This window comes from Arthrobacter sp. Z1-9 (genome assembly GCF_054792695.1).
This window is the reverse complement of record NZ_CP096456.1, coordinates 3,084,389-3,108,685: the sequence shown is the minus strand read 5'-3', so window position 1 is coordinate 3,108,685 and position 24,297 is coordinate 3,084,389. Positions and strand designations below refer to the sequence as shown.

The following is a 24,297-nucleotide window of genomic DNA, read 5'->3' as shown; positions in this document are numbered from 1 at the left end:
TCGACGGCGGCCAACCGGTATGTGACGCAGCGTTACCTTACGTGAACTGGTGTTGCTCGGCCTTTGTTGGCCATTGTGACGCGGCCCTACCGTTGATTCATGGCAATTCAGGATATTTACCCCACAGCGCTGCGGTTGCTCGGCCGCCCCGTGCTGGTGGTCGGCGGTGGCCCCGTGGCCGCGCGCCGCGCCAAGGGCCTGCTCGACGCCGGTGCCCGGGTCACCGTCGTGGCACCGGTTGCCTCCGCCGCGCTCCGGGAGCTCGCCGACGCCGGGCTCCTCAGCTGGGAGCCGCGCGCCTACGCTTCCTCCGATGTCGACGGCGTCTGGTTCGTCCAGACGGCCACCGGCGATTCCGCTGTGGACGCCCAGGTCTCTGCCGACGCTGAGGCGCAGCGCATCTGGTGCGTCAACGCCTCCGACCATGAAGCCTCCGCCGCGTGGACCCCCGCCGTCGCCGAGGTGGATGACGTCAAGATTGCCGTCAACGCCGGGGGAGACCCCCGCCGCGCCATGGCTGTCCGCGACGCCGTCGCCACCGCGCTTGAAACCGGAGACCTGCCGCTGCGCCGCCGCCGGGCGTCTGCTGGAAGCGTTGCCCTGGTAGGCGGCGGTCCCGGCGACACCGGCCTGATCACCGTCCGCGGCCGCCGGCTCCTCGGCCAGGCCGACGTTGTTGTCGCGGACCGCCTGGGCCCGCGCGAACTCCTGAACGAACTGGCCCCCGACGTCCGCGTCATCGAGGTGGGCAAGACCCCCGGCCACCACCCCGTGCCGCAGTCAGAAATCAACCGGATCCTCGTCGAAGAAGCCCTGAAAGGCCACCGCGTGGTCCGTCTCAAGGGCGGCGACCCGTACGTCCTGGGCCGCGGCGGCGAGGAAGCCGAGTACTGCCGGCAGCACGGCGTCGAGGTTGAAGTGGTCTCCGGCGTCACCTCCGCGATTTCCGTTCCCGCTGCCGCCGGCATCCCTGTCACGCACCGCGGCCTGGCCAAGGGCTTCAGCGTAGTGACCGGCCACGAGGAACTCTCCGAAGTTCCGGCCCGCCCGGACCACACCGTTGTCCTGCTGATGGGCGTAGGCCAGTTGCGTGAATCGGCGTCCGCCCTGGGCAAAGCCGGTCTGCCCGGTGACACCCCGGTTGGTATTGTTGAAAACGGCTATTTGCCGAACCAGCGCGTCACCATCGGCACGCTTGGTTCCATCGCGGACCAGGCGGAAGCCGCCGGCGTCGCGAACCCGGCAGTTATTGTCATCGGTGACGTGGTGCGCGTGAGCCCGTTCGCGCCGTCGCACTTCAAAACCGCTGACTACAGCACCATCACCCCGAACAAGCCCCGCGTCCTCACTACCTAGCCCACCAACCCAACCGGGTAGCGCCAAGTGTCGTTATGAGCCCTCAAAACGACAGTTAGTGCGACCTAGTTGGGACGGAACGAAGATAAGGAACACAGCCGTGTCATCAAGCACCACCGTAGGTTCTGCCGAACGCCCGCTGCGCGTCGCCGTCGTGGGCTCCGGCCCCGCAGGCGTTTACGCCGCGGACATCCTCACCAAGAGCGAAGCCGTCAAGAGCGGCGAGCTGACCGTGAGCATCGACCTCTTTGACCGCTACCCGGCACCCTACGGCCTGATCCGCTACGGCGTGGCCCCGGACCACCCCCGCATCAAGGGCATCGTCAACGCCCTGCACAAGGTCCTGGACCGCGGCGACATCCGCTTCTTCGGCAACGTGGACTACGGCACGGACCTCACCATCGAGGACCTCCGCACCCACTACGACGCCGTCATCTTCGCCACCGGCGCCATCAAGGACGCCGACCTGAACATCCCCGGCATCGAACTGGACGGCTCCTACGGCGGCGCCGACTTCGTCTCCTGGTACGACGGCCACCCGGACGTCCCGCGCGAATGGCCGCTGGAGGCCAAGGAAATCGCCGTGATCGGCAACGGCAACGTGGCCCTGGACGTGGCCCGCGTCCTGTCCAAGCACGCCGACGACCTGCTGGTTTCCGAAATCCCGGACAATGTCTACGCCGGCCTGAAGGCTTCGCCGGTCACCGACGTGCACGTCTTCGGCCGCCGCGGCCCCGCCCAGGTCAAGTTCACCCCGCTGGAACTGCGCGAGCTGTCCCACTCCAAGGACGTGGACATCATCCTTTACCCGGAGGACTTCGAGTTCGACGAGGAATCCGACCGCCAGATCCAGACGAACAACCAGACCAAGACCATGGTGGGCACGCTCACCAACTGGATCGCCGAGCAGCCTGAGGACCTCTCAGAGCTCAAGGCTTCCCGCCGCCTGCACCTGCACTTCCTGCACAGCCCGGTGGAAATCTACGACGACGCCGAGACGCCGGGCAAGGTTGCCGGCATCAAGTTCGAGCGCACCGAGCTGGACGGCACGGGCAACGCCCGCGGCACCGGCGAGTTCGTGGACTACCCGGTCCAGGCCGTGTACCGCGCCATCGGCTACTTCGGTTCGGCCCTGCCGGAGATCGAGTTCGACCACACGAAGGGTGTTATCCCGAACGACGGCGGCCGCGTCCTGGATGCCGCCGGCACCCACGTGCCGGGCATCTACGCCACCGGCTGGATCAAGCGCGGACCGGTCGGCCTGATCGGCCACACCAAGGGCGATGCCCTGGAGACCGTGACCTACCTGCTGGAAGACCGCGAAAACCTTCCGGTGGCTGCCGTTCCCGAGGCTGACGCCGTCGTCGACCTGCTCGATGCCCGCGGCGTGAAGTTCACCAGCTGGGAAGGCTGGCTGGCACTGGACGCCCACGAGCTCGCCCTGGGCGCAGCTGCCACCGAAGCCGGCGGCTCGCACGGCGTTGAGGTCAAGCGTGAGCGCATCAAGGTGGTGCCGCGCGAGGACATGGTGGCCATTTCCCGCGACGGCGTCGCCGCGCAGGTCTAAGGAACAAGCTCCAACGGCACAAGGCCGGCAGCAGGGATGTTCCCGCGCTGCCGGCCTCCTGCATTAACCCGGGCGGCGCTACTTCCCGGCCCCGCCGGCCGCCATCAGCTCCAGGCGCTTGAGCGTCTCGCGGTTCCGCATGGTGATCATCGGGTCCCGCATGATTTTGGGCACCTTCTTGCCCGGCCCGCGGATGGCGTCTTCGGCGATGGTGACCAGGCATTGGTCGCTCCGGTCCTCAAGCGTGATGATGATCTTCGCTTCGCCCATGGGCCAGCCACGGGCCACCAGTTCCAGGGACTTGCCGGGTTCGACGGCGGTCACCCGGGTGCTGTCGTTGATGACCAGCGGCCAGGCGCCTACGGAGTGATGCAGGCGGGATCCAGCCTGGGGCCAGGTGTCGTCCACGGCGCGGATCCGGGACGCGCCCACAACCCAGCCGGAGTACAGCCAGCCGTCGGCAATGACCCGCCAGACGTCGGCGGCAGGGGTGTTGAACAGCTGGGACACGGTGGACATGGTGTTCCTTTCTGGGATGGCTGGGCTGGTGTGGTTTCCCTCCGGAGGGGGAGCGGCGGCAGAATGCGCGACGGCGGACGGCGGGGGTTGCTGCGCCGCCTGGTACGAGCGCTCCCGCAGGCGGCGGGTCCACGCATAGGTCTGTGCGCCGGGTAGTTGGTTCTCGAGCGGATTGAAGCGCAGGGGAGTATCGGCCGGCTGAGGGGAGGCGCGCAGCCGCAGTTCGCCGCACTGCCGCCACGGGCCCGCAGGCTTGGCCCAATACAGCCCCAGTACCCACTCACCATCGGTGACCGACCCCGCCGGCAGGCTTAAGCTCCGTAGCCCCAGCAGCACGGGACCCTTCCGGCCCCGGTAGGGCATCAATGTGGTGAGGGTGGCCGAGGCGACGTCGAGCCGGGGCTGGAGCAGGAACCTGCCGGGAAGCTGCCAGCCGGTGGAGGCAAACAGGACGTCCGCAGCACCGCCGCCCCCAGAACCGCCGTCGTCCGGGCCGCCGCTGGCGTCCGGGCCGTCGTCGAACAAAATACCTGGAGCGCCGCTGCGGGAAGGCGTCACCCGGAGCGCCAGGCCAAGGACGTCCGGCAGCTTCTCAGGCAAGCCTGCCGAACGTGAAAACCGGGCCGTCACAGGGTCAATCCCGGGAGCGTCCAGCCAGTCCAGGCCGCTCGGTTCGCCGGAGTTCCCGGTCCTGGTCATTTCTCCGGCCAATCCGATGCCCTTGGGATGAATTGGACGGTCAGGGCGGACCATTTTGAGGAGCCGGAACAGGGCGGCAAAAGCCCGGCCCGCGGTGTCCGTGACCGCAGGGGCAACGTTCCGCGGCCGGCCGCCGTCGGCTGTCTGGTCCGTCAGCACGTGGTGCGTCATGCTTCCTTCCTACCCACATCCGGGGGAAACTACATGCGTCCGAACCGGGACCTGATCAGGGCGAAGATCCCGTAAGCAATGAATCCTGCACCAATGGCGACCAGCACATAGGGGCCGAACGGGTGGTCGCGGAGGGCTTTAAGGCCCCCGTCCAGTCCTGTGGACTCCTCCGGATTGTGCTTGGAGGCAGCAATCACAAAGAGCAGTCCGGTGAGGCCCAGGGCGGCGCCTTTGGAGATGTGGCCGGTGACGCCCAAGGTGTCGATGAGCCGCCCGCGCCGGGTGCCGTCAAAGTGGAAGAGCTCTTCCTTGAACCCGCGCCGCACGCCCTTGAAGACAAAGTAGATGCCGATCCCGATGATGGTCAGGCCCAGCGCCACCAACGCCCACAGTCCCAGCGGTGTGGCCATCAGCGAGGCGCTGAAGTCCTTGGTGCTCTCACTCGAATCCCCCCGCAGCCCCACGGCAAAACCGCCAAAGCTCAACCCCACGCTGGTGTAGGCGACGGCCAGGAAGCCCGATGAGATCAGCTTGGACACCCGTTCCTTGGGGGGCAGGCGGCGGGCGCGCAAGGTGGCTTCGCTCGCCTGCCACAGCCCCAAACCGACACAGGCTGCGACACAGGCCCACATCACTGCCGGACCCCAGGGGTTGGCGGCCAGTTGCTCGATGGCACCCGTAGGTTCCGCCTCACCGGGCTGGCCGAAGGCCACCGCGATGGCAATGGCACCGATAATGACGTGCAGCAGGGCCATCACGGCGAACCCCGTCCGGGCGAGGACGTCCAGGGCGGGGTGGTTGGAGGCCTCCTCGACGGCGTCCGCGGCCTGGCTGATGGTGGAGTCGCTGTCCGACATGGGTCAGCCGTTCATCGGTCCTTCGGCTCGGATCTTCTCCGCGCCGGGTCCCTCGACATGGACCGTGCAGCGGACCACGAGCTTTCCGGGGGCGTTGTCCAGCTCCACCAAGGTATCGTCCGCGCTCAACACCGTGAAGACCTCCGAGCCGGCCACAACGGCCACTCCTTTGGCTTTCGCGGTGTCCCGGGCGTTCCCGAATGCCTCGCGCTGAAGCCCTTTCACGTAGCCGTCGTCATTTTCACGGGCGGGGTCACCGAAGGCCCAGCCGAACAAACTGCCTGTAATTCCCATGGCGACGATATTACGCGGTCCGCCCGAGCAAGACGGTCTTTCGTAACATTAGTAAGTGTGCTTACCATAGGCGGACCATGACCTCGATGGGACACAGTAAGTGAAGTCCGCAGGCGCGGCATCTCAACCAGTTCAACGTTAGGAATGCACATCATGGCAGGAAATCTCATTGCCCGGTCAGTTCACGATCTGACGGCAGCAGCGTGGTTCGGTGGATCTTTGATGGGTGCCATCGGCCTGAACGGTGCAGCGGCGGCGGCCAAGGACCCGTCCGAGCGCACCCGGCTCTCCAGCGCAGGATGGATGAAATGGGCACCGTTCCAGACGGCAGCCTTTGCCTCGCACCTGGTGGCGGACCTCGCCATCGCCTGGGAGAACAAGGAGCGCATCGCCAAGCAGGACGGCGTGGCCAGGGACACCGTGATCAAGACGGCGGTGACGGTGGTAGGTGCAGCGGTGACCCTCTACTCCGGGATCCTGGGCAAGAAGGTTGAAAAGCTGTCGGGTGAGGGTGCTGCAGGTGCCACCGAGCCGCGCCCCGATGCTTCCGACGAGCTGAAGGCTGCCCAGCAGCAGCTCAAGATGCTGCAGTGGGTCATTCCCGCCTTCGCGGGCCTGGTGGTCATCCTCGGTGCCAAGCATGGCGAGATGCAGCGTCCCAAGAACGTCTTCACGGGTCTGCAGCGCTAACGCATCCCGCGCAAAACGACGGTCCGGCAAGCAGGGCGGTTTCTAGGGGTCGTTGCAACACCTGCTGGTTAGGTGGTTAGTAGTAAATCACGTAAACGCTCGGCTGGGGTTTTCCAGCCGAGCGTTTTGCGTGGGCGGCCGTTGAGTTCCTGCGCGACGTGCTCGAGGTCTTCGGGCCCGTAGGCGGACAGGTCGGTGCCATTGGGGAAGTACTGGCGCAGCAGCCCGTTGGTGTTCTCGTTCGAGCCGCGTTGCCAGGGGCTTGCGGGGTCGCAGAAGTAGACGGGCATGTCGGTGGCCAGGGTGAAGGATCGGTGTCCGGCCATTTCGGCGCCTTGGTCCCAGGTCAGTGAGCCGCGCAGGTGTGCTGGCAGGGTGGCCATGGTCTTGACGAGGCCATCGCGGACGGTTTCAGCGGTGTGGTCTGCGGGCAGGTGCACGAGCATCACGTACCGGGTGGTGCGTTCAACCAGGGTTGCGATGGCGGACTGGTTTAGTGTCCCGGTGATCAGGTCGCCTTCCCAGTGGCCGGGGACGGCACGGTCCTCGACCTCGGGCGGTCGTTCGGAGATCATGACCATGGGATCCGTGAAGCGGGAGATTCGCTGTTCGCCGGTGTTATGGGGTTTGCGGCGGGTCCGGCCGGTGCGCAGGGCTGCCTGGACTTCGCGTTTGAGTCCGCCTCGGGCCTGGACGTAGAGGGCTTGATAGATCGTCTCTGGGCACACACGCATCTCCGGCAGTTCGGGGAAATCTTCGACCAGCGTGTGGCTGATCTGCTCTGGAGACCAGCGTAGGAGCAGTTTCTCTTTCACGTAGTTGCTCAAGTCCGATTCACCAGCCAGTTTCGCGGTCTTGGGCCGGGCGCGGCGTGAGGCAGCTTGACGTTGCGCGGCATACGGCTGGTAACCAACGCCCGGGTGGCCGTTACGGGCGATTTCCCGGCTAACGGTCGACGGCGATCGCTGCAACACTGCCGCGATTGAACGCAGCGAGGCCCCAGCGGCGTTCAGGTCCCGGATGGTTTCGCGTTCTTGCAGAGACAGAAACCTCGGGTCAATGGGCCGTTCAAGCACCGAGATCGATACAGGCCGGGTCTGCTGCCTTTTGTCGGGGATGGCAGGAAGTGTCGAAGAATCCACATCATGGTTGTAGTGCATTCTCTGTCCAGCTGGATAAATGCGTCGACCACCGGATTTCCTCACCCCAAGCTCCCACTCCCGGGCACTGCTGCGGGGAACGCCCAGAGCCTTGACCGCATCGCGCCGGCTCAGGCCTTGATCCCGTAAGCGTAGGTACTCCACCCGCCTGCGATGACTCACCGGTTGGCTGGAAATGCCCGCCTCGCGTGCCCAGCGGAATGCGGTGTTTACATTCAGGCTGATCTCAGCTGCGGCAACAGTCACGCTCCCTTCCCGCTCGAGAACGGACAAGAACTCCCGTTTCTGTTCGGGCGTGTATTTGGCTCTGGCTGCCTGCCGGGCTGATGCGGTGTTCGCGGAAGTGAGGCCAGCCTTTCGGAGCCACTGATAGCAGCTGTTCCGGTTCAAACCCAGTTCTGCCGCGGCCAATGTCGCACTTCCAAGTCGGTCAAAGACCCGGAAGAACTCTTCCCTCTGCTGGACAGTCGATCTCGTGTACTTCCGGGACTCCGCTGAAACATCGCTTAAATGCGGCACGGTCGTTGCAACTCCCAAAATCTATGGGTGTTGCAACGACCGCTAGAACTCAAGAAAAGGTGACCGGCCGTCGACGTCTGTGTCTGGCCTTGCTAAGGCAGGCCGCGCCTAGACCGGCTGGCTGTTGGGCGGGGGCAGGTCCGGGTTCATGTCCTCAAGGTTCGGGTCCTCCGCCGTCCACACCTGGATGATGGCCCAGACGACGGCGGCCAGCGGCACGGAAAGCACCGCACCTACGATGCCGGCCAGGATGGTTCCGGCGGTCAACGCCATGAGGATCACAAGCGCATGGAGCTGCAGCGACTTGCCCATAACGATCGGCTGCAGGAGGTCACCTTCAAGCTGGTTGACGGCGATGACCACGCCCACCACGATCAACGCCACCACGGGACCGTTGGCCACCAGTGCCACCAGGGCGGCCAGGATGCCGGCAACAGTGGCGCCCACCAGCGGGACGAAGGCGCCGATGAAGACGATGAGTGCCAGGGGGATGGCCAGCGGAACCTGCAGGATCAGTAGTGCGGCACCAATGGCTACAGTGTCCACCAATGCCACGATCGCCGTGCCGCGGACGTAACCGCCGAGCACCTCAAGGGTACGCCTGCCCACCCGGCGCAGTTTGGCCTCGCGTTCCCCCTTGAAGGGGCGGAGGAAGAAATTCCAGATCTTGGCCCCGTCCTTCAGGAAGAAGAACAGGATGATGATCACGAGGCTGGCGCCGGCGATGAACTCGGTCACCACGGACAGTCCGGTGATGGCGCCGGAGCGGACCTGGCTGCTGGTGGCGAACTGCACGATGCCCTCGCGGGCCTGGTCCAGTTGCTCCTGCTCCAGGGGAATGGGGCCGGTGAGCAGGAACCTCTCCAGCTCGTCCAGCCCGGATGCCGCCTGCTGGGCCAGTTCGCCCCACTGGTTGCGGACGGAGTAGTAGATAACTGTGCCAACGCCACCCAGCACCAGCAGCAGCCCGATGAACGCGATGCCGGTTGCCAGTCCGCCGCGCAGCCCGCGACGGCGAAGCATATTTACGAAGGGGCCGATGGCCGCCGCCAGGATGAGTGCGATCAAGATCGGAATCACCAGGAGCTTGATCTGCATCAGGGCATAGACCGACACCACAGCGACTGTCAGGATCAGCAGGATCTGTGCTGAGCGGATGCCCACCCTGCCCAGCCCGTCTGCCCACAGTGCGCCGGGCGGCTTGGGTTCCTGTTTCCTGGCGGCGGTTGCCGGGCCCTGCTGCTGCAAGGCTGAGCCGGCGGCAGGTGCCGGCTGCGGGGTGTCGCTGTCCGGCCCGTGGTCGGTCACGCGTATTGCTCGCGCCATGGGGACTCCTATATCTCGGCGGGTGCCCTGGCGCAGTGCATACGCGGCAGGGATACTACCTTTCTCAGATAGTAAGCCTACTGACCGATTTGGGAAGCGTGAAACCCCGAAGCAAAAAACGGACTATGCGGCGAGCCACTCGGCGCAGGAGTTCAGGTTTGCGTTGACGGTGGCGACGGCGGCGTCCTCGTTCCGGCGCTCAATCGCTGCCAGCAGGAGGTCGTGCCCCTCGTGCTGGAGTCCGACGAATCCCGGCCGGCGCAGTTGTCTGGCCAGATCTTCCTGGACAACGGCACCGAAGCTGACGTACAGCCCGTGCAGCAGGGGATTGCCCGATGCCTGGGCCACCCGCTCGTGGAAGCCCCAGTCCGCCCGGGCCCAGGCCTGGTAGTCCTCCGCGTTCCAGGCTTCATTCCGGTCGGTGAGGAGGGCGCGCAGGGCGGCGACGTCGTCGGCCGTTGCGTTCCGCGCCGCCAGTCGGGCCGCCTGGGTGTCCAGCCCGAGCCGGACTTCCAGGATGTGCGCCTCGGTGTGGTCCTCGTACATGCGGCGGGCCGCACCGGAAATCTCGCTCGTGGCGCGGACGTACGTGCCATCACCGCGGCGGACTTCCAGCATGCCGCTGTGGGCGAGTGCTTTGATTGCTTCGCGGAGGGTACCCCGCGAAACGCCCAGGTCAGTCATCAGTCCTGTTTCCGAGGGGATGCGCTGGTGGAGGGGCCACTCGCCGGACTGGATCATGGTCCGCAGCTTCGCTGTGACTTCGTCCGCGAGCGGCGGGCGGTGTGAGGGGCTCAGTGCCACGGCGGCCTACTTCCTCTTCCCGGTTGCGGGGGCGGCTGTGGGACCGGCTGTGGAACCGGCCATTGGGACTGACGCGCGGCCGGCAGTACCGCCGGGAGCGCTGGCTGCCACGCCGGAAACGCTCCGGGTCATCGCGCTGCCCGTGATCAGGTGCGCCACCACAATCTGCACCATCGCCAGGGCCAGCAGCAGGGCAAGGGGCAGGGTCCAGCCGCCGGTGACGCTGTGCAGAAGGCCCATCCCGAACGGGCCGGTGGTCGCGAGCAGGTAGCCCGTGGACTGGGCCAGCGTGGACAGCGCAGTGGTTTCGGCCGTGCTCGCGCCGCTGCGGCTGATCATCACCATCACCAGCGGGAAGATGCCCAGGCCGAAGCCCAGCAGGACCGCGGGAACGATGGCAAGGCCCACCGGCAGGACCAGGAGCAGGGCCAGGCCCACCGCCATGGTGATGCTGACCAGGTAGAACGCAGGCCGCAGCATCCTGGGGCGGGAGCCGATGGCGATGAGCAGCATGCCTGCGGGAACGGACACCAGCTGCATGAGCCCGAACATCAGCCCGCTCCCTGAAGCGTCCATTCCCATGGTGGTGAGCATGTACGGGAACCAGCTCAGCAGCGCATAGGCCAGCAATGACTGCAGCGTGAAAATGGCAGTCAGCAGCAGCCCTTTCCTGGTCCGCAGCAACGGCCACGGTGACACGTGCCCCGCCGTGGAACGGGTGCTGTTCCGGTGCGCGTGCAGTGCCACGGGAAGGAAGCCCAGGAATGCGGCCACGGCGGTGATGCCGATGGCGCCGACGGCGGCTGATGGCGAGCCCAGGGCCTGCGCCAGTGGAACGACGGCGACGGAGGTGACAGTTGCCCCGGTGGTCATGGTCACCGTATATACGGCGGTCATCAGTGACGTCCGGGCGGCGAAGTGCTCGCGGATAAAGGACGGCATGGCAACGTTGCAGACCGCCAGCCCGGACATCCCCAGCACACTGCCCGCCACCAGCATTCCGGTGGCTGGGATGCCGCGGAGCAGGAGTCCGCCGGCCAGCATGGCCAGGGACAAAAGGATTGCCTTCTCAACACCCAGTCTGCCCGTCAGCCAGGAGGTGCCCGCGCCCGCCAGGGCGAAGCACAGGGTGGGGATCGACGGGATGAACGCGGCCACCAGCGGCCCGTAGCCCAGCACCGTCTGCAGGTCATGCAGCAGCGCCGACGCCCCGGTGATGCCCGCCCGCAGATTAAGCCCGATCAGCACCAGGGCAATAACCCCGAACACGACGGCGGAACGGGGCCGGGTGAGTGGGGCGCCGGAGGCAGGTGCGGGCGCAGCAGGTCCCGGCGAGGGCATCGCGGCAGGCGTCGGTGATGGCGCAGGGGAGGCGGCCGTGAAGAGGGCGGAAGGCGCGGCAGTAGGAGCGGGGGGAGTGGCGGGCATCTTTCAAGGCTAAAGGTTAGACGTTTGATGTTTCCAGTTTTGTGGCCAAGTTCTCTCGCCCATCGTGCGCGGGCAATAGACTTCCACCGAGGGCCGGGACGCCATCCGTCGGGCCCGGCTGCAGGACCAATGCGGAAGGACGGCTGTGGAGGCTTCGCAAGGGATCGAGATCGAGAAGAAGTACGACGTCGACAACGAGGCCACAGTGCCCGCGCTGGAACAACTGCCCGGCATTGCCCGCGTGGGAACGCCCCATACCGCTGTGCTGGAGGCTGTCTATTTCGACACCGCCCGGCACACGCTCGCAGCCCGGCGCATCACCCTGCGGCGCCGCACCGGCGGGATCGACGCCGGCTGGCACCTGAAGCTGCCCCCGGAAGCCCGGAGCGGCTCCGGAACAGAACCGCAGCAGCGCCGGGAGCTGCACGCACCCCTGGGCCAGCCCGGCGTCGTACCGGACAGCCTGCTGGCGCGCGTGCAGGTGTACCTCCGCGGAACGGACGTAGCGCCGGTGGTCCGGCTCGAAACGCGGCGCACCACCCACGCGCTCTACGGGGAAGACGGCGTTCACCTGGCCGATCTGGCGGACGACCAGGTGGAGGCGACACGCCTGCATCACGGCGGCGCGGACGAACAGCCGCAGCGCTGGCGGGAGTGGGAACTGGAACTCGTCAACGGCGGACCCGACCTTTTTGGCCCCGCCGAGCAGCTCCTTTTCGCCGCCGGCGCACGCCCCGCGGGCCACGCATCAAAACTCGCAAGGGCACTCGGCAACATCTCACGAGGGAGCGGGGAACAGGAGAAGGAAAATCCCTTCGCGCTGCTAGCCGGAAAGAAGGCCCCGGCGGCCGCCGTCGTCACCGTTTATCTGTCCGAACAGCTGAACCAACTCTTCACCGGGGATGCCGCGGTGCGGCTGGAAGAGCCCGAGGCCGTTCACGATATGAGGTCAGCAACCCGGCGGATCCGCTCAGTGCTGGCCGCCTACCGGAAGCTTTACCGGGCCGTCCCGGTGCGGCGCCTTCGGGACGAACTTGGCTGGCTGGGCCACCTGCTGGGCGAACCCCGCGACGCCGAGGTCCTGCTGGACCGGCTGCGGGGCCACCTCGATGAGCTGCCGCCGGGCGAGGGGACGGACGCAGCAAGGGAACAGGTGGAGCGCAAGGCCGGTGCTGCCTTCGACGCCGGGTACCGCCGGCTTCAGGAGGCGCTGCGGTCGGAACGCTATTTCCGGCTGCTGGACGATCTTGAGGGCTTCTGCCGCCAGCCGCCGGTGCTGTCACAGGCCGTGGCTCCGGGGCGGACTGTCGCCGCAAAGGCGGTGGAGAAGTCCGCCCGCCGGCTGCGCCGCTCGCAGAAGGCTGCAGGCCACGCCCGGCGCGGGATGGCCCACGAAAACGCACTCCATCAGGTGCGCAAGGACGCCAAACGGCTCCGCCATGTGGCGGAGTCGGCGGGGCTGGTGCGGGGCAAGCGCGCCCGGAAGGTGGCCACGGCTGCCCACCGGCAGCAGAAAATCCTGGGCGACTTCCACGACGCCCTGATTGCGCGGAACCTGCTGCAGACACTCGAAGCGGGCCACGCGCTGCCCGAAACCACGGCTGAGGCCCTGGTCGCGCTGCGGATCCGCCAGGCGGATCTGATGGCCGCGTCCGAGGCCAAGTACCGCAAGGCCCGCAAGAAGTCCCGCGGCCTGCTGAAGCCCCGCGTTATCTAGTACCCACCCGCTACCTCCCCGATCTCGCAAGCTCGATTGGGGCCCCTCGGTAGCGTGGGCCCAGGCGTGGGCCCCTTACTTGCCCTGGCGTGCGGACAGCCGAGCCACTGCCAGCGCCAGCCACAGCTGCACGCGGTCGGTGGTGACCGCGGGGTCGTAGCCGGTCAGTTCGGTGATCTGCGCCAGCCGGTACCGGACCGTGTTCCGGTGCAGGGTGAGTTCCTCGGCGACGGCGGCCACGGAGCCGTTGTTGTTGAGGTAGCTTTCCAGCGTGGTCATCAGTTCCGCGCCGTGGGCTGCGTCGAACGTCCGGAGCGGATTGAGGGACTCGTGCGCCATGTCGGCCAGCGGCACATCTTCACTTGCCAGCAGCAGCGACGTCAGGCTCAGCCGCTCCGGCTCGTTAACGGGAAGCCCGTGGCTTGCCGCGTCGCGCGCCTCGAAGTAGCTCCAGCGCAGGCCGTTCGGCTTGGTGTACGCGCCGCCGATGCCGATGGTCGCGTGGATGCCCGCCTCGGCGAGGTGGTCACTCAACTTCCGCGCCAGGGACGGCGCAGCACCGCCGTCGTCGTTCATCACCAGCACCAGATCCTTGCCCACGACGGCGGCGACCGCCTTCTCCAGTTCCCGCGGCACCGAGGTGCTCACCAGGGCCTTGTGGTGGGCTGCGGAGACGGCGAGCAGCACCACATTCTTGCGGGTACTGTTCACGCCGACACCGGCCAGGCGGCGCTGGGCCTCGCTGGTTTCCAGCGCCCCGTGGATCACATCCTCCAGTACCTGTCCGCACAAGGCGCGCTCGGCCTGGCGCTGCTTGACCATATTGTTCAGTTCAACGCTGATCAGGTTCTGGGCATAGCCGATGATGCCGGTGTCCTCGAAGGGCTTGCGGACCCACAGCGTGCAGGCATCGCGCCGGCCGGTGGGGATGGGGTAGGAGGCCCAGGTGTCGGCCTGCGGCGTGTCCTTGCTGCTGTTGTACAGCTGGGCTGTGAACTGGGTGAGGGCAATGTCGGCCCGGAGCATGCCGCCCAGGTGCTTCAACAGCTCGGCCAGGCCGCCGCCCGTCAGCAGCGCGCGGGCCAGCACCTGGTGTCCGGCGATAAGCCGCTCCAGCTTGGCGTAGTGATCCGCGGACTGGGCATCGGCCACCAGCTTTCCGATGGCGATGAACGGCGTCTCGTACGGGACCTCCACCACGGGCAGTCCCCAGCGGTTCGCCTCCGCGAGCAGCGCCGGCGGCACTGCGTCATGGGAAAGGCCTACCCCAAAACCGATACCCACCGCCCCGGCCCGCTGCACCTGCCGGACAAACCGCCGCTGCTCGGGTGCTGACTTCAGCCGCAGGCCGGTGGTGAGGATGAGCTCGCCGCCGTTGATGAACCGCTGCGGATCCTCCAGCTCGGTCACTGCCACCCAGTTGATGTCCTGGTGCCAGGTGGTCTCGGCAACCCCTGCTTTTGACAGGTTCAGGGATTTGACACCCAAAAGGGCAGCAAGGGAAATGGCCATGAACCAAGGATAAGCGGGTGCTAGTCAACCGCACTAAAAAGCAGCAGAAAGGGTGTGCAGGTGGCTATTCACGGCGCATTGGTGCTGGCATAGGCTCAAGGCAGTCAGATCCATCCGCTTTGCCGCCGATGGCCCCCAGGAAAGAGGTTGCACACCGTGGTCCACACCTTGCAGAACTTCATCAACGGGACGTTTGTTACGCCTGCCGGCACCGGCACGCTGGACATCGTCAATCCCACCAACGGTGACGTTGTGGCGCACTCGCCCATCTCCGTCCAGGAAGACGTTGACGCGGCCATGGCAGCCGCCAAGGAGGCCTTCAAAACCTGGAAGCACGTCACGCCGGGCCAGCGCCAGCTGATGCTGCTCAAGCTCGCAGACGCCATCGAGGCCAACAGCGACGAACTGGTGGAGGCCCAGCACCGCAACACCGGCCAGGTCCGGTCCCTGATCGCCTCCGAGGAAATTGCCGCCGGCGCTGACCAGCTGCGCTTCTTTGCCGGAGCCGCGCGGATCCTCGAAGGCAAGTCCGCCGGTGAGTACTTCGAGGGTCACACCTCCTACGTCCGCCGCGAACCCATCGGCGTCGTGGCCCAGGTCGCCCCGTGGAACTACCCGTTCCTGATGGCCATCTGGAAGATCGGCCCCGCGCTCGCAGCCGGAAACACCGTGGTGCTCAAACCCTCGGACACCACCCCCGAGTCCACCCTTGTCCTGGCCCGCCTCGCCGGTGACATCCTGCCCGCCGGCGTCCTGAACGTTGTGCTGGGGACGGGCAAGACCGGCGCCATGATGGTGGACCACAAGGTTCCCGGACTGGTATCCATCACCGGCTCGGTCCGCGCCGGCATTGCCGTCGCCTCCGGTGCTGCCAAGGGCCTCAAGCGGGCCCACCTGGAGCTTGGCGGCAAGGCGCCGGCCATTGTCTTCAAGGACGCCGACATCAAGAAGAGCGCTGCGGCGATTGCCGAGTTCGCCTTCTTCAACGCCGGCCAGGACTGCACGGCCATCACCCGCGTGCTGGTGGAGGAGTCGGTGCACGACGACGTGGTGGCAGCAATGGTGGAACACACCAGGACGCTCCGCACTGGTTCCCAGAACGACGAAGACAACTACTTCGGCCCGCTGAACAACGTGAACCACTTCAACCAGGTCACCTCCGTGGTGGAAAGCCTGCCCGCGCACTGCCGGATCGAAACCGGCGGACACCGGGCGGGGGAGAAGGGCTTCTTCTTTGAGCCCACCATCATCACCGGCGCGAAGCAGTCGGACAGCATCGTCCAGCAGGAAACATTCGGCCCCGTCATCACCGTGCAGAAGTTCAGCACGGAGCAAGAAGCCGTCGAGCTGGCCAACGACGTCGACTACGCCCTGGCCTCCAGCGTGTGGACATCCAACCACGGCACCGCCATGCGCCTGAGCCGCGACCTGGACTTCGGCGCCGTCTGGATCAACACCCACATCCTGCTCACCGCCGAGATGCCCCACGGCGGCTTCAAACAGTCCGGCTACGGCAAGGACCTCTCCATGTACGGCGTCGAGGACTACACGCGCATCAAGCACGTGATGTCTGCCCTCGACTCCTAGTCCCCACCGGCCCCACAACCTCGCTCCGCTTCGGCCAGGGAACCCCCGCCGGCGTGGGCCCACCCAGCAAGGAAAGAATCATCATGACCACCACCGCATCAGACATCACCTTCCGCCTGGAGCAGAAGCGGCGCGTCCAGGCCGACTTCCCGGGCCCCAAGTCGCTGGCCCTGGCTGAGCGGCGCAAGGCCGTCGTCGCCGCCGGCGTCGCGTCCGGCGTTCCGGTTTACGTTGCCGACGCTGACGGCGGCATCATCCACGACGTGGACGGCAACTCCTTTATTGACTTGGGTTCAGGCATTGCCGTGACCAGCGTCGGAGCCTCCGATCCCGCCGTCGTGGGCGCCGTAAAGGAAGCCGTGGAGCACTTCACGCACACCTGTTTTATGGTCACGCCGTACGAAGGCTACGTGGCCGTCGCCGAGCAGCTGAACCGCCTCACCCCGGGCGACCACGAAAAGCGCACCGTCCTGTTCAACTCCGGCGCCGAGGCAGTGGAGAACGCCATCAAGGTGGCACGCCTGGCCACCGGGCGCAACGCCGTCGTGGCTTTCGACCACGCCTACCACGGCCGCACCAACCTCACCATGGCGCTGACCGCCAAGGCCATGCCGTACAAGACCAACTTCGGGCCGTTCGCACCCGAGGTCTACCGCATGCCCATGAGCTACCCCTACCGCGAGGAAAACCCGGAGATCACCGGTGCCGAGGCCGCCAAGCGAGCCATCACCATGATCGAGAAGCAGATCGGCGGAGACCAGGTCGCTGCGATCATCATCGAGCCCATCCAGGGCGAGGGCGGCTTCATCGTCCCGGCCGAGGGCTTCCTTCCGGCGCTGGCAGCGTGGGCCAAGGAGAAGGGCATCGTCTTCATCGCCGACGAAGTCCAGTCCGGATTCTGCCGCACCGGTGAATGGTTCGCCGTCAACCACGAAGGCGTCATCCCGGACATCATGACCCTGGCCAAGGGAATCGCCGGCGGCATGCCGTTGTCCGCCATCACCGGCCGGGCAGACCTGCTCGACGCCGTCCACCCCGGCGGCCTGGGCGGCACCTACGGCGGCAACCCGGTAGCGTGCGCTGCGGCGCTGGCCTCCATCGGCACCATGGAGGAATACGACCTTGCCGGACGTGCCCGCCACATCGAGTCCGTGGCTACCACGAGGCTCCGCGAGCTGCAGACCGAGCTGGCCGGCACCGGCTCAGGCGTGATCGGCGACGTCCGCGGCCGCGGCGCGATGCTGGCCATCGAACTGGTCCAGGCCGGCTCCAAGGAACCAAACCCGGAACTGACCAAGGCTGTTGCAGCCGCCTGCCTCAAGGAAGGCGTCATCATCCTCACCTGCGGCACCTACGGCAACGTGATCCGGCTCCTGCCGCCGCTGGTCATCACCGATGAACTGCTGAACGACGGCTTGGACGTCCTGTCCGCGGCCATCAAGGCCAACGCGTAACGCCGCCCATATAGAGTTAGCGTCCCCTCGCAACGGCGCAAACAAACCCTGAGGCCCCGGAACAACCGTTCCGGGGCCTCAGGCTTTAACAGCGATCTGCTCTCACGCCGTTATCTGGCGTCGTTGTCCGGTCCGCCGATGACCACCTGCGCCGGGCTGTGCAGGACGTACCCGTTGAGCCAGGAAAACAGGGCCCGGACTTTCTGCTGGAAACCGGACAGGAGGGCGAGATGCACCAGGAGCCAGGATACAAAAGCCAGTGAACCCTGAAGCTGGATGCGCTTCCGGCCGAGCTCAGCGACGGCGGCGCCCCGGCCAACCATGGCCATGTATCCCTTGTCCGTGTAGCGGAAAGGCTGCCGGCTGCCGCCGTGCAGGTCCGCGTAGACGTTGCGGGCAGCCCACTTTCCCGCCTGCTGGGCCACAGAGCCAAGCTGCGGCAGCTTCGCACCGGTCGAATCGGTGATGTTGGCTGCGTCGCCAATGACGTAGACGCCTTCTGCCCCAGGAGCTGTCAGATCGGGGTTGACGTCGATCCGGCCACCTTTGCCCTGCGGAAGCCCCGAGCCTGCGATCAGGTTTCCGGCCTTCAGGCCCCCGGCCCACACAACGATGTCACCTGGGATGTCCGTACCGTCGGCGAGCGTCACGCCGTCCGCCCGGACTCCGGTCACACTGACTCCCATGTGCAGGTGGACACCGATCTTCGTGAGTCGCCGGCGGGTATATTCCTGGGACTTTGACGAGAACATGGTCAGCACTGTCGGGACCATGTCCACCAGGTGCACGCGGCACCGTGCCGCGAGGTCCGGGGAAAAGTACTTGCTCACCACGAATTTGATGTTCTCCGCCAGTGCTCCGGCGGTTTCCACGCCGGTAGGACCGCCGCCGACCACCACCATGTCCACGGCGGAGCCGGGCTCCCTGTCGGCCCGGTCCAGCAGGCGCGTCACGCTGGTTCCCAGGCGGGTGGCGTCCGTGACGGAATACAACGGGAAGGCATGCTCCTCTGCGCCCGGGGTATTGAAAAAGTTGGGTACGGCGCCAACGGCGACCACCAGGGCCTCGGCGCGGAACGTCTCACCCTCCACAGTGGTGGCGGTGTGGTTCCCGGCATCGATTGCGGCCACATCCGCTGTCAGGACCCGCACGCTTCGTAGTCGTCGGAAGACGGAGCGGATGGGGCGGGCAATGGCTGACACGCCGATCTGTGATGTGGCCACCTGATACAGCAGGGGCTGGAACTGGTGGTAGTTGTTTGAGTCAATAAGCAGGACGCGCACGCCCTTGCGGCCAAGTTCCTTCGCTGCCGCTATGCCGGCGAAGCCGGCCCCGATCACGATGACCTGATATGAGTCCTCCATCCGAGCAACCTACTCCACAGAGGTTCCCGGCAACAGTGCTTAGGAAGATTTCAGTGCGGCCTTGCTTTGCCGCCGCGCCACGGACGTTTTGCGGGCGGTCCGCAGCATGTCCACGGTCAGGACCAGCAATGCCACCCAGACCACTCCGAAGCCGATCCACCGGTCGAGGGTCATCGCTTCCTTGAACACCACGAGGGCGAGGACAAACTGCAGCAGGGGCGCGAAGTACTGAAGCAGCCCGATGGTGGTCATGGGGAGCCTGCGCGCCGAGGCCCCGAAGAACAGCAGCGGAACCGCGGTGATCACACCGGAGGCCAGCAGGAGCCAGAAATGGCCCGGGCCCTGCGTAGTGAGGGTGGCGGTTCCGGTTGCGGCCAGGTAGACCATTGTCACCGCCGCGAACGGGGCCAGCACCATGGTTTCCACACTGAGGCTGGTGACAGCGTCCACCCTGGGGCCGACACGTTTCTTGACGAAGCCGTAAAGGCCAAAGCTGAAAGCCAGGGTCAGTGCGATCCACGGCAGCTTGCCGTACGAATAGGTCAGCACGCCCACCGCAATGAACCCGATGCCTACTGCTGCCCACTGGAGCGGGCGCAGCTTTTCCTTCAGCACAAACACGCCCAGCAGGACGGAGACCAGCGGGTTGATGAAGTAGCCGAGGGAGGCCTCCACGGCCTGGCCGGTGGTCACTCCGTAGGTGTAGGTCAGCCAGTTCACGGCGATCAGGAACGCGGCCAGGGCCAGGGAGCCAAACACGGCGCGGTTCCGGAGAGCGCCGGCCAGGGCGGACCAGGAACGGGTGACGGTGATCAGCAGGGCGCAAAACAGCAGCGACCACACCACCCGGTTCGCCACGATTTCGACGGCGCCGGCCGGCATCAGGACAAAGAAGTACAGCGGGAGCAGCCCCCACAGCCCGTACGCCCCGATGCCAAAGAGGATTCCCGCCGTCGTCTCCTTGTCCACTGCCTTGGGCGGCGCGCCCTTGGTGCCTGCCGCTGACGGCGCCACGGGTCCCGCGGCGGGCGGTGATGCGGCCGGGGCAGGGACAGGGGAGAGGGATCCATCGGGAGAACGCACGACATCCATAACATCAGTTTTAGGGCAGGTATTCCGGCAAATAGTCAGTAGGCTTGCTTTTATGATGTTTGCCGAAGGGCTGGAGGCCACCCGATGAGGCTCCGGCGCAGCAACGCCTCGGGCCGCGGCTACCGCCGTGTCCCCGCAGGCAAGGGCTTCAGCTACCGGGACCTCGATGGTTCAACGCTGCCGCCCGGCCCTGTCCGGGACCGGCTGGAGAGCATCGGAATTCCGCCGGCGTGGAAGGACGTGTGGATTGCCCCGTTTGAAAACGGGCACATCCAGGCCACCGGGGTGGACGCCGTGGGCCGGCGGCAGTACATCTACCACCCGGAATGGCGGGAACGGAAGGACCGGGTGAAGTTCGACCGGGCCCTGCAGCTGGCCGAATCGCTTCCCGCCGCCCGCCGGCGGGTCACCATGGACCTGCGCGGCGAAGGGTTCTCACGCGAGCGCGTCCTCGCCGGCGCCTTCCGGATGCTGGACAGCGGGTCGCTGCGGGTGGGCTCCGAACGGTACACCAACGAAAACGGCAGCCACGGGCTCGCCACCCTCCTCTGCGCCCACGTCCAGGTGCGCAAGGACCGGATCCTCCTGAGGTTCCCGGGCAAGAGCGGAAAGGACTGGGAGTCGGAAATCCGCGACGCCGACCTTGCCGCCCTGCTGCGCCTGCTCAAGCGCCGCGGCGCCAACGCCAGGCTCATGGCCTACAAAGAGGGCCGGCACTGGCGGCCCGTTAGCAGCGCCGACATCAACGCCTACGTCAAGGAGCGGACCGGTTCGGACTTCACCGCCAAAGACTTCCGCACCCTGCGCGGCACGGTTGCGGCTGCCGCCAGCCTCGCCAGGACCGGCACCCAGCGGACGGCCGCCAAACGTAAGCGCGCCATCAGCCGGGCCATGATCGAAGCATCAGAGGTGCTGGGCAATACGCCGTCGATCGCCCGCAAGAGCTACGTGGATCCGCGGGTGCTGGACCATTACCACGAGGGCGAAACCATCGACCCCAAGCGTCCTGACTCCGCTGAATCGGAGCTGCGGGCGTTGCTCTACCGCGAAGGCAACGTTGTACCGCTGGCGAAAAGCGGTTAGCGCCCTGCGTTACAGGCAGCGACACGCCGCGGAAACGGACAATTAGAATAAGTGACTGTGCGCTGCACCTGCCGCGTATCGTCATCGGCCAGAAGGGTTCCAGGTGTCCAACCTCGGCGAAACCACCCCCGCACGTCCCCTCCGCGTGGCAATTGTGGGCGCGGGACCTGCCGGTGTCTACGCTGCGGACATTCTCACCAAGTCCAGGGGCGTCAAGGACGGCGACTTCGAGGTCAGCATCGACCTCTTCGAGGCTTACCCTGCGCCGTACGGGCTGATCCGTTACGGTGTGGCGCCTGACCATCCCAGGATCAAGGGAATCGTCAACGCCCTCCACAAGGTCCTAAACCGCGGCGACATCAGGTTCCTGGGCAACGTGACCTACGGGCGGGACCTCACCCTGCACGACTTCCGTGCGTTCTATGACGCAGTCATCTTCTCCACCGGCGCCGTCAAGGACGCGGATTTGGCCATTCCGGGCATTGATTTGCAGGGCTCTTTTGGCGGGGCGGACTTTGTTTCCTGGTACGACGGGCACCCTGATGTTCCGCGGGAGTGGCCCTTGGAGGCCAAGGAAATTGCTGTGATTGGCAACGGGAATGTGGCCCTGGACGTGGCCCGGATGCTGGTGAAGCACCCGGAGGAGCTGCTTTCCACCGAGATCCCGGACAACGTGTACCAGGGCCTTAAGGCGTCGCCGGTCACCGACGTCCACGTGTTTGGCCGCCGCGGCCCGGCCCAGGTGAAGTTCACGCCCCTTGAGCTGCGGGAACTCAGCCACATGAACGACGTGGACATCGTGCTCTATCCCGAGGACTTCGAGTTCGACGAGGCTTCCGATGAAGCGATCCGGAGCAACAACCAGATCAAGACCATGGTGAACACCCTCACCAACTGGCTGGTGGAGGAGCACACCGAGTCCGAGAACCCGTCCTCCCGCCGCCTGCACCTGCACTTCCTGCACAGCCCGGTGGAGATTTACGACGACGGCGGGTCCGGCAAGGTGGCCGGCATCAAGTTTGAGCGCATGCAGCTTGACGGCACGGGCAACGCGAAGGGCACGGGGGAGTTCGTCGATTACACCGTGCAGGCCGTGTACCGCGCCATCGGTTATCACGGCTCGGCCCTTGATGAGCTGGAATACGACGCCAAGCGCGGGGTCATCCCCAACGAAGGCGGCCGGGTGCTGGACTCTGAAGGGAACCCTGTCCCGGGAATCTACGCCACCGGCTGGATCAAGCGTGGACCCGTGGGCCTTATCGGCCATACCAAGGGTGACGCCCTGGAAACCATCGGTTGCCTCCTGGAGGATCGGCTCACGCTCCCGCCGGCGCAGAACCCTGATCCGCAGGCCATCATCCACCTGCTGGAAGAGCGGGGAATCGAATACACCACGTGGGAAGGCTGGAACAGGCTCGACGCCCACGAAGCAGCCCTGGGCGCAGCCTGGACCGGGCCGGAAGGCGCTGACCATGTGGTGCGCGAACGCATCAAGGTGGTGCCGCGCGAGGAGATGATCCGCATCTCCCGCGCCTGACCTTTCCCGCCTCCAACTCCTGAGTAGGTGGGGGAGGAGGGCCGCGTTAGAATGGCGGCCACCCCTTGGCCGGCTGAGATGAAGCCGCGCCCGCAGGCAGCAGCAGGAGTTCAATGAGGAACCTGATCCAGCCAGGCCCGGCAGCCGACGCCGAACCGCGCCAGCGTGCCGCCCTCGCCGGGCATGAATACCTGGACCATTTCTCCCAGGCCGGCGACGGCCTTCCGGACGGCCCCGTAACGACGGAGACTTCCGAGCTTCCCGGGCTGCGGCAGCTCATCAGGGAGTCCTGGCAGCGGTCGGCAGGTTTCAAGGCCAACCCGGACAACCCCGGAGCCCCGCTGGCCATCGACCGGGATGAGCTGGAGGACTACCGGCGGCAGCATCCACTGGCCGCTATCATGCCGGTCATCAACAAGCTCCTGGTCCAGCCCAGCCATGACAGCGGACTGCTGGTGGCGGTGGGGGATGAGGTAGGGCGCCTGCTGTGGGTGGAGGGTGACCCCGGCCTCCGGCGACGTGCTGAGGGCATGATGTTTGTCCCCGGCGCCGACTGGTCCGAGTCGACCGTGGGCACCAGTGCGCCAGGTACTGCCCTCGCCCTTGGCCGTGGCATCCAGATTGCCGGCGCGGAGCACTACCAGCGGGCCGTGCACGCGTGGAGCTGCACGGCCGTTCCTTTCCACGACCCGGACTCCGGGGCCGTCCTGGGCGTCGTGGACATTACCGGTACGGCCACCGCCGTGGCCCCCCACACGCTGTCCCTCGTGGAGGCAACGGTGGCTGCCGCCCAGGCGCAGCTGCGTGTTGAACGCCTCCAGCGTGCAGCCCAACCTGCCGGCACGCCGGCACGACGGCGGCCACAAAGTGCCGCTTCCCGGCCGCCGGGCGAAAACACCCGGGACGGCAGCCTCTACCGGAACAGCCTTCAGCTGCTGGGCCGCGACCAGGCCCTGCTCAGCCTGGGCGGCAGGACCGTTGCACTGTCTGCCCGTCACAGTGAAATCCTTGCCCTGCTGAGTACCCACCCGGGCGGACTCAGTGCCGAGGAGCTCAACCTCCTGCTCTATCGGGGGGAGGGTTCCACCATCACACTCCGTGCCGAAATGGTGCGGCTGCGCAAAGTCCTTCACCAACTCGATCCGGATGCCGTCCCGCGCTCCCGGCCATACCGGCTTCCCGTTGACCTTGTCCCGGACAGCGGCCAGGTGCTGAGCTGCCTGCATCGCGGCGCCCACCGGATCGCCCTGGAGATTTACCGTGGCGCAGTGCTTCCCCGTTCCGAGGCGCCCGGCATCGTGGAGCTGCGGGACAGGGTCTCGTCACTGCTGCGGGAGGCGGTCATGACGGACGGCAGCGCCGAGTCGCTGCTTAGGTACGCGGAGCTCCCGGAGGCAAGGGACGACGTCGGCATCCGCCGTGCCGCGCTCCGCCTCCTTCCGGCCCGCTCGCCCAAGCGGGCCGCCGTCGTCGCGGATCTGGAGCGGCTGGAAGCCGAACTGCACTAATCCCCACCCGCTCCCCGAAGGTTGCAACCTTGCTGCAACCTTCGTGCTCCTAC

The 24,297-nt window shown here is 66.4% G+C and carries 19 protein-coding genes; 9 read left to right on the top strand and 10 right to left on the bottom strand.

Going from position 1 to position 24,297, the window contains the following annotated elements:
• Positions 1–99: 99 nt before the first annotated feature.
• Both cobA and M1D93_RS14425 read left to right on the top strand, forming a co-directional pair.
• Positions 100–1,356 carry a uroporphyrinogen-III C-methyltransferase gene (gene cobA / locus M1D93_RS14430; RefSeq protein WP_461172163.1) on the top strand — a complete coding sequence of 419 codons (1,257 nt, stop codon included), beginning with the start codon at positions 100–102 and terminating at the stop codon, positions 1,354–1,356.
• A 100-nt stretch (positions 1,357–1,456) separates the two neighbouring features.
• Positions 1,457–2,923: an FAD-dependent oxidoreductase gene (locus M1D93_RS14425; RefSeq protein ID WP_461172162.1), complete on the top strand. Its 1,467-nt coding sequence runs from the start codon at positions 1,457–1,459 to the stop codon at positions 2,921–2,923.
• 78 nt (positions 2,924–3,001) lie between these two features.
• On the opposite strand, the gene M1D93_RS14420 is transcribed toward M1D93_RS14425, so the two are convergent.
• Genes M1D93_RS14420 through M1D93_RS14410 form a run of 3 tightly spaced genes read right to left on the bottom strand, consistent with a single transcriptional unit; the run spans position 3,002 to position 5,463 of the window.
• Positions 3,002–4,312, bottom strand: coding sequence for an SRPBCC family protein (locus M1D93_RS14420; protein WP_461172161.1), 1,311 nt, complete (start codon positions 4,310–4,312; stop codon positions 3,002–3,004).
• A 29-nt stretch (positions 4,313–4,341) separates the two neighbouring features.
• Entirely contained in the window at positions 4,342–5,169 is an 828-nt protein-coding gene (locus M1D93_RS14415) for a DUF1206 domain-containing protein (RefSeq protein ID WP_461172160.1), read from the bottom strand.
• Positions 5,170–5,172: 3 nt separating this feature from the next.
• Entirely contained in the window at positions 5,173–5,463 is a 291-nt protein-coding gene (locus M1D93_RS14410; RefSeq protein ID WP_461172159.1) for a hypothetical protein, read from the bottom strand.
• 153 nt (positions 5,464–5,616) lie between these two features.
• Between M1D93_RS14410 and M1D93_RS14405 the strand changes: the two genes are divergently transcribed.
• Entirely contained in the window at positions 5,617–6,153 is a 537-nt protein-coding gene (locus M1D93_RS14405; protein ID WP_461172158.1) for a hypothetical protein, read from the top strand.
• A gap of 68 nt (positions 6,154–6,221) precedes the next feature.
• Here the strand turns inward: M1D93_RS14405 and M1D93_RS14400 are convergent, their stop codons facing one another.
• The 4 genes from M1D93_RS14400 to M1D93_RS14385 form a co-directional block, all read right to left on the bottom strand.
• Positions 6,222–7,427, bottom strand: a complete 1,206-nt coding sequence (locus M1D93_RS14400) for an IS30 family transposase (protein WP_461174915.1) — start codon at positions 7,425–7,427, stop codon at positions 6,222–6,224.
• Positions 7,428–7,940: 513 nt separating this feature from the next.
• Complete coding sequence (locus M1D93_RS14395; RefSeq protein ID WP_461172157.1) at positions 7,941–9,158, bottom strand: AI-2E family transporter; 1,218 nt, start codon at positions 9,156–9,158, stop codon at positions 7,941–7,943.
• Between the two features lie 123 nt (positions 9,159–9,281).
• On the bottom strand, positions 9,282–9,962 hold the full coding sequence (locus tag M1D93_RS14390; protein ID WP_461172156.1) for a FadR/GntR family transcriptional regulator: 681 nt from the start codon (positions 9,960–9,962) through the stop codon (positions 9,282–9,284).
• Positions 9,963–9,968: 6 nt separating this feature from the next.
• Positions 9,969–11,303: an MFS transporter gene (locus tag M1D93_RS14385; RefSeq protein ID WP_461175024.1), complete on the bottom strand. Its 1,335-nt coding sequence runs from the start codon at positions 11,301–11,303 to the stop codon at positions 9,969–9,971.
• Positions 11,304–11,535: 232 nt separating this feature from the next.
• Here M1D93_RS14385 and M1D93_RS14380 point away from each other — a divergent pair, with 232 nt between their 5' ends.
• The gene (locus tag M1D93_RS14380) at positions 11,536–13,107 is read left to right on the top strand and encodes a CYTH and CHAD domain-containing protein (protein ID WP_461172155.1); all 1,572 of its coding nucleotides are present in this window, start codon (positions 11,536–11,538) and stop codon (positions 13,105–13,107) included.
• Between the two features lie 75 nt (positions 13,108–13,182).
• Here M1D93_RS14380 and M1D93_RS14375 read toward each other — a convergent pair whose 3' ends face one another.
• Positions 13,183–14,619, bottom strand: coding sequence for a PucR family transcriptional regulator (locus tag M1D93_RS14375; RefSeq protein WP_461172154.1), 1,437 nt, complete (start codon positions 14,617–14,619; stop codon positions 13,183–13,185).
• Between the two features lie 156 nt (positions 14,620–14,775).
• Here M1D93_RS14375 and M1D93_RS14370 point away from each other — a divergent pair, with 156 nt between their 5' ends.
• Together M1D93_RS14370 and gabT are read left to right on the top strand one after the other, a co-directional pair.
• Positions 14,776–16,206 carry a gamma-aminobutyraldehyde dehydrogenase gene (locus M1D93_RS14370; RefSeq protein ID WP_461172153.1) on the top strand — a complete coding sequence of 477 codons (1,431 nt, stop codon included), beginning with the start codon at positions 14,776–14,778 and terminating at the stop codon, positions 16,204–16,206.
• Positions 16,207–16,289: 83 nt separating this feature from the next.
• Complete coding sequence (gene gabT / locus M1D93_RS14365; RefSeq protein WP_461172152.1) at positions 16,290–17,660, top strand: 4-aminobutyrate--2-oxoglutarate transaminase; 1,371 nt, start codon at positions 16,290–16,292, stop codon at positions 17,658–17,660.
• A 110-nt stretch (positions 17,661–17,770) separates the two neighbouring features.
• Here gabT and M1D93_RS14360 read toward each other — a convergent pair whose 3' ends face one another.
• A complete protein-coding gene (locus M1D93_RS14360) occupies positions 17,771–19,024 on the bottom strand; it encodes an NAD(P)/FAD-dependent oxidoreductase (protein ID WP_461172151.1) in 1,254 nt (417 codons plus the stop codon).
• 39 nt (positions 19,025–19,063) lie between these two features.
• Positions 19,064–20,116 carry an EamA family transporter RarD gene (rarD, locus tag M1D93_RS14355; RefSeq protein ID WP_461172150.1) on the bottom strand — a complete coding sequence of 351 codons (1,053 nt, stop codon included), beginning with the start codon at positions 20,114–20,116 and terminating at the stop codon, positions 19,064–19,066.
• An 84-nt stretch (positions 20,117–20,200) separates the two neighbouring features.
• Between rarD and M1D93_RS14350 the strand changes: the two genes are divergently transcribed.
• The 3 genes from M1D93_RS14350 to M1D93_RS14340 all read left to right on the top strand — a co-directional run bounded on the left by M1D93_RS14350 (position 20,201) and on the right by M1D93_RS14340 (position 24,244).
• On the top strand, positions 20,201–21,199 hold the full coding sequence (locus tag M1D93_RS14350) for a DNA topoisomerase IB (RefSeq protein WP_461172149.1): 999 nt from the start codon (positions 20,201–20,203) through the stop codon (positions 21,197–21,199).
• A 103-nt stretch (positions 21,200–21,302) separates the two neighbouring features.
• Positions 21,303–22,736 carry an FAD-dependent oxidoreductase gene (locus M1D93_RS14345; RefSeq protein WP_461172148.1) on the top strand — a complete coding sequence of 478 codons (1,434 nt, stop codon included), beginning with the start codon at positions 21,303–21,305 and terminating at the stop codon, positions 22,734–22,736.
• Between the two features lie 113 nt (positions 22,737–22,849).
• Positions 22,850–24,244: a helix-turn-helix domain-containing protein gene (locus M1D93_RS14340; protein WP_461172147.1), complete on the top strand. Its 1,395-nt coding sequence runs from the start codon at positions 22,850–22,852 to the stop codon at positions 24,242–24,244.
• Positions 24,245–24,297 lie beyond the last annotated feature (53 nt).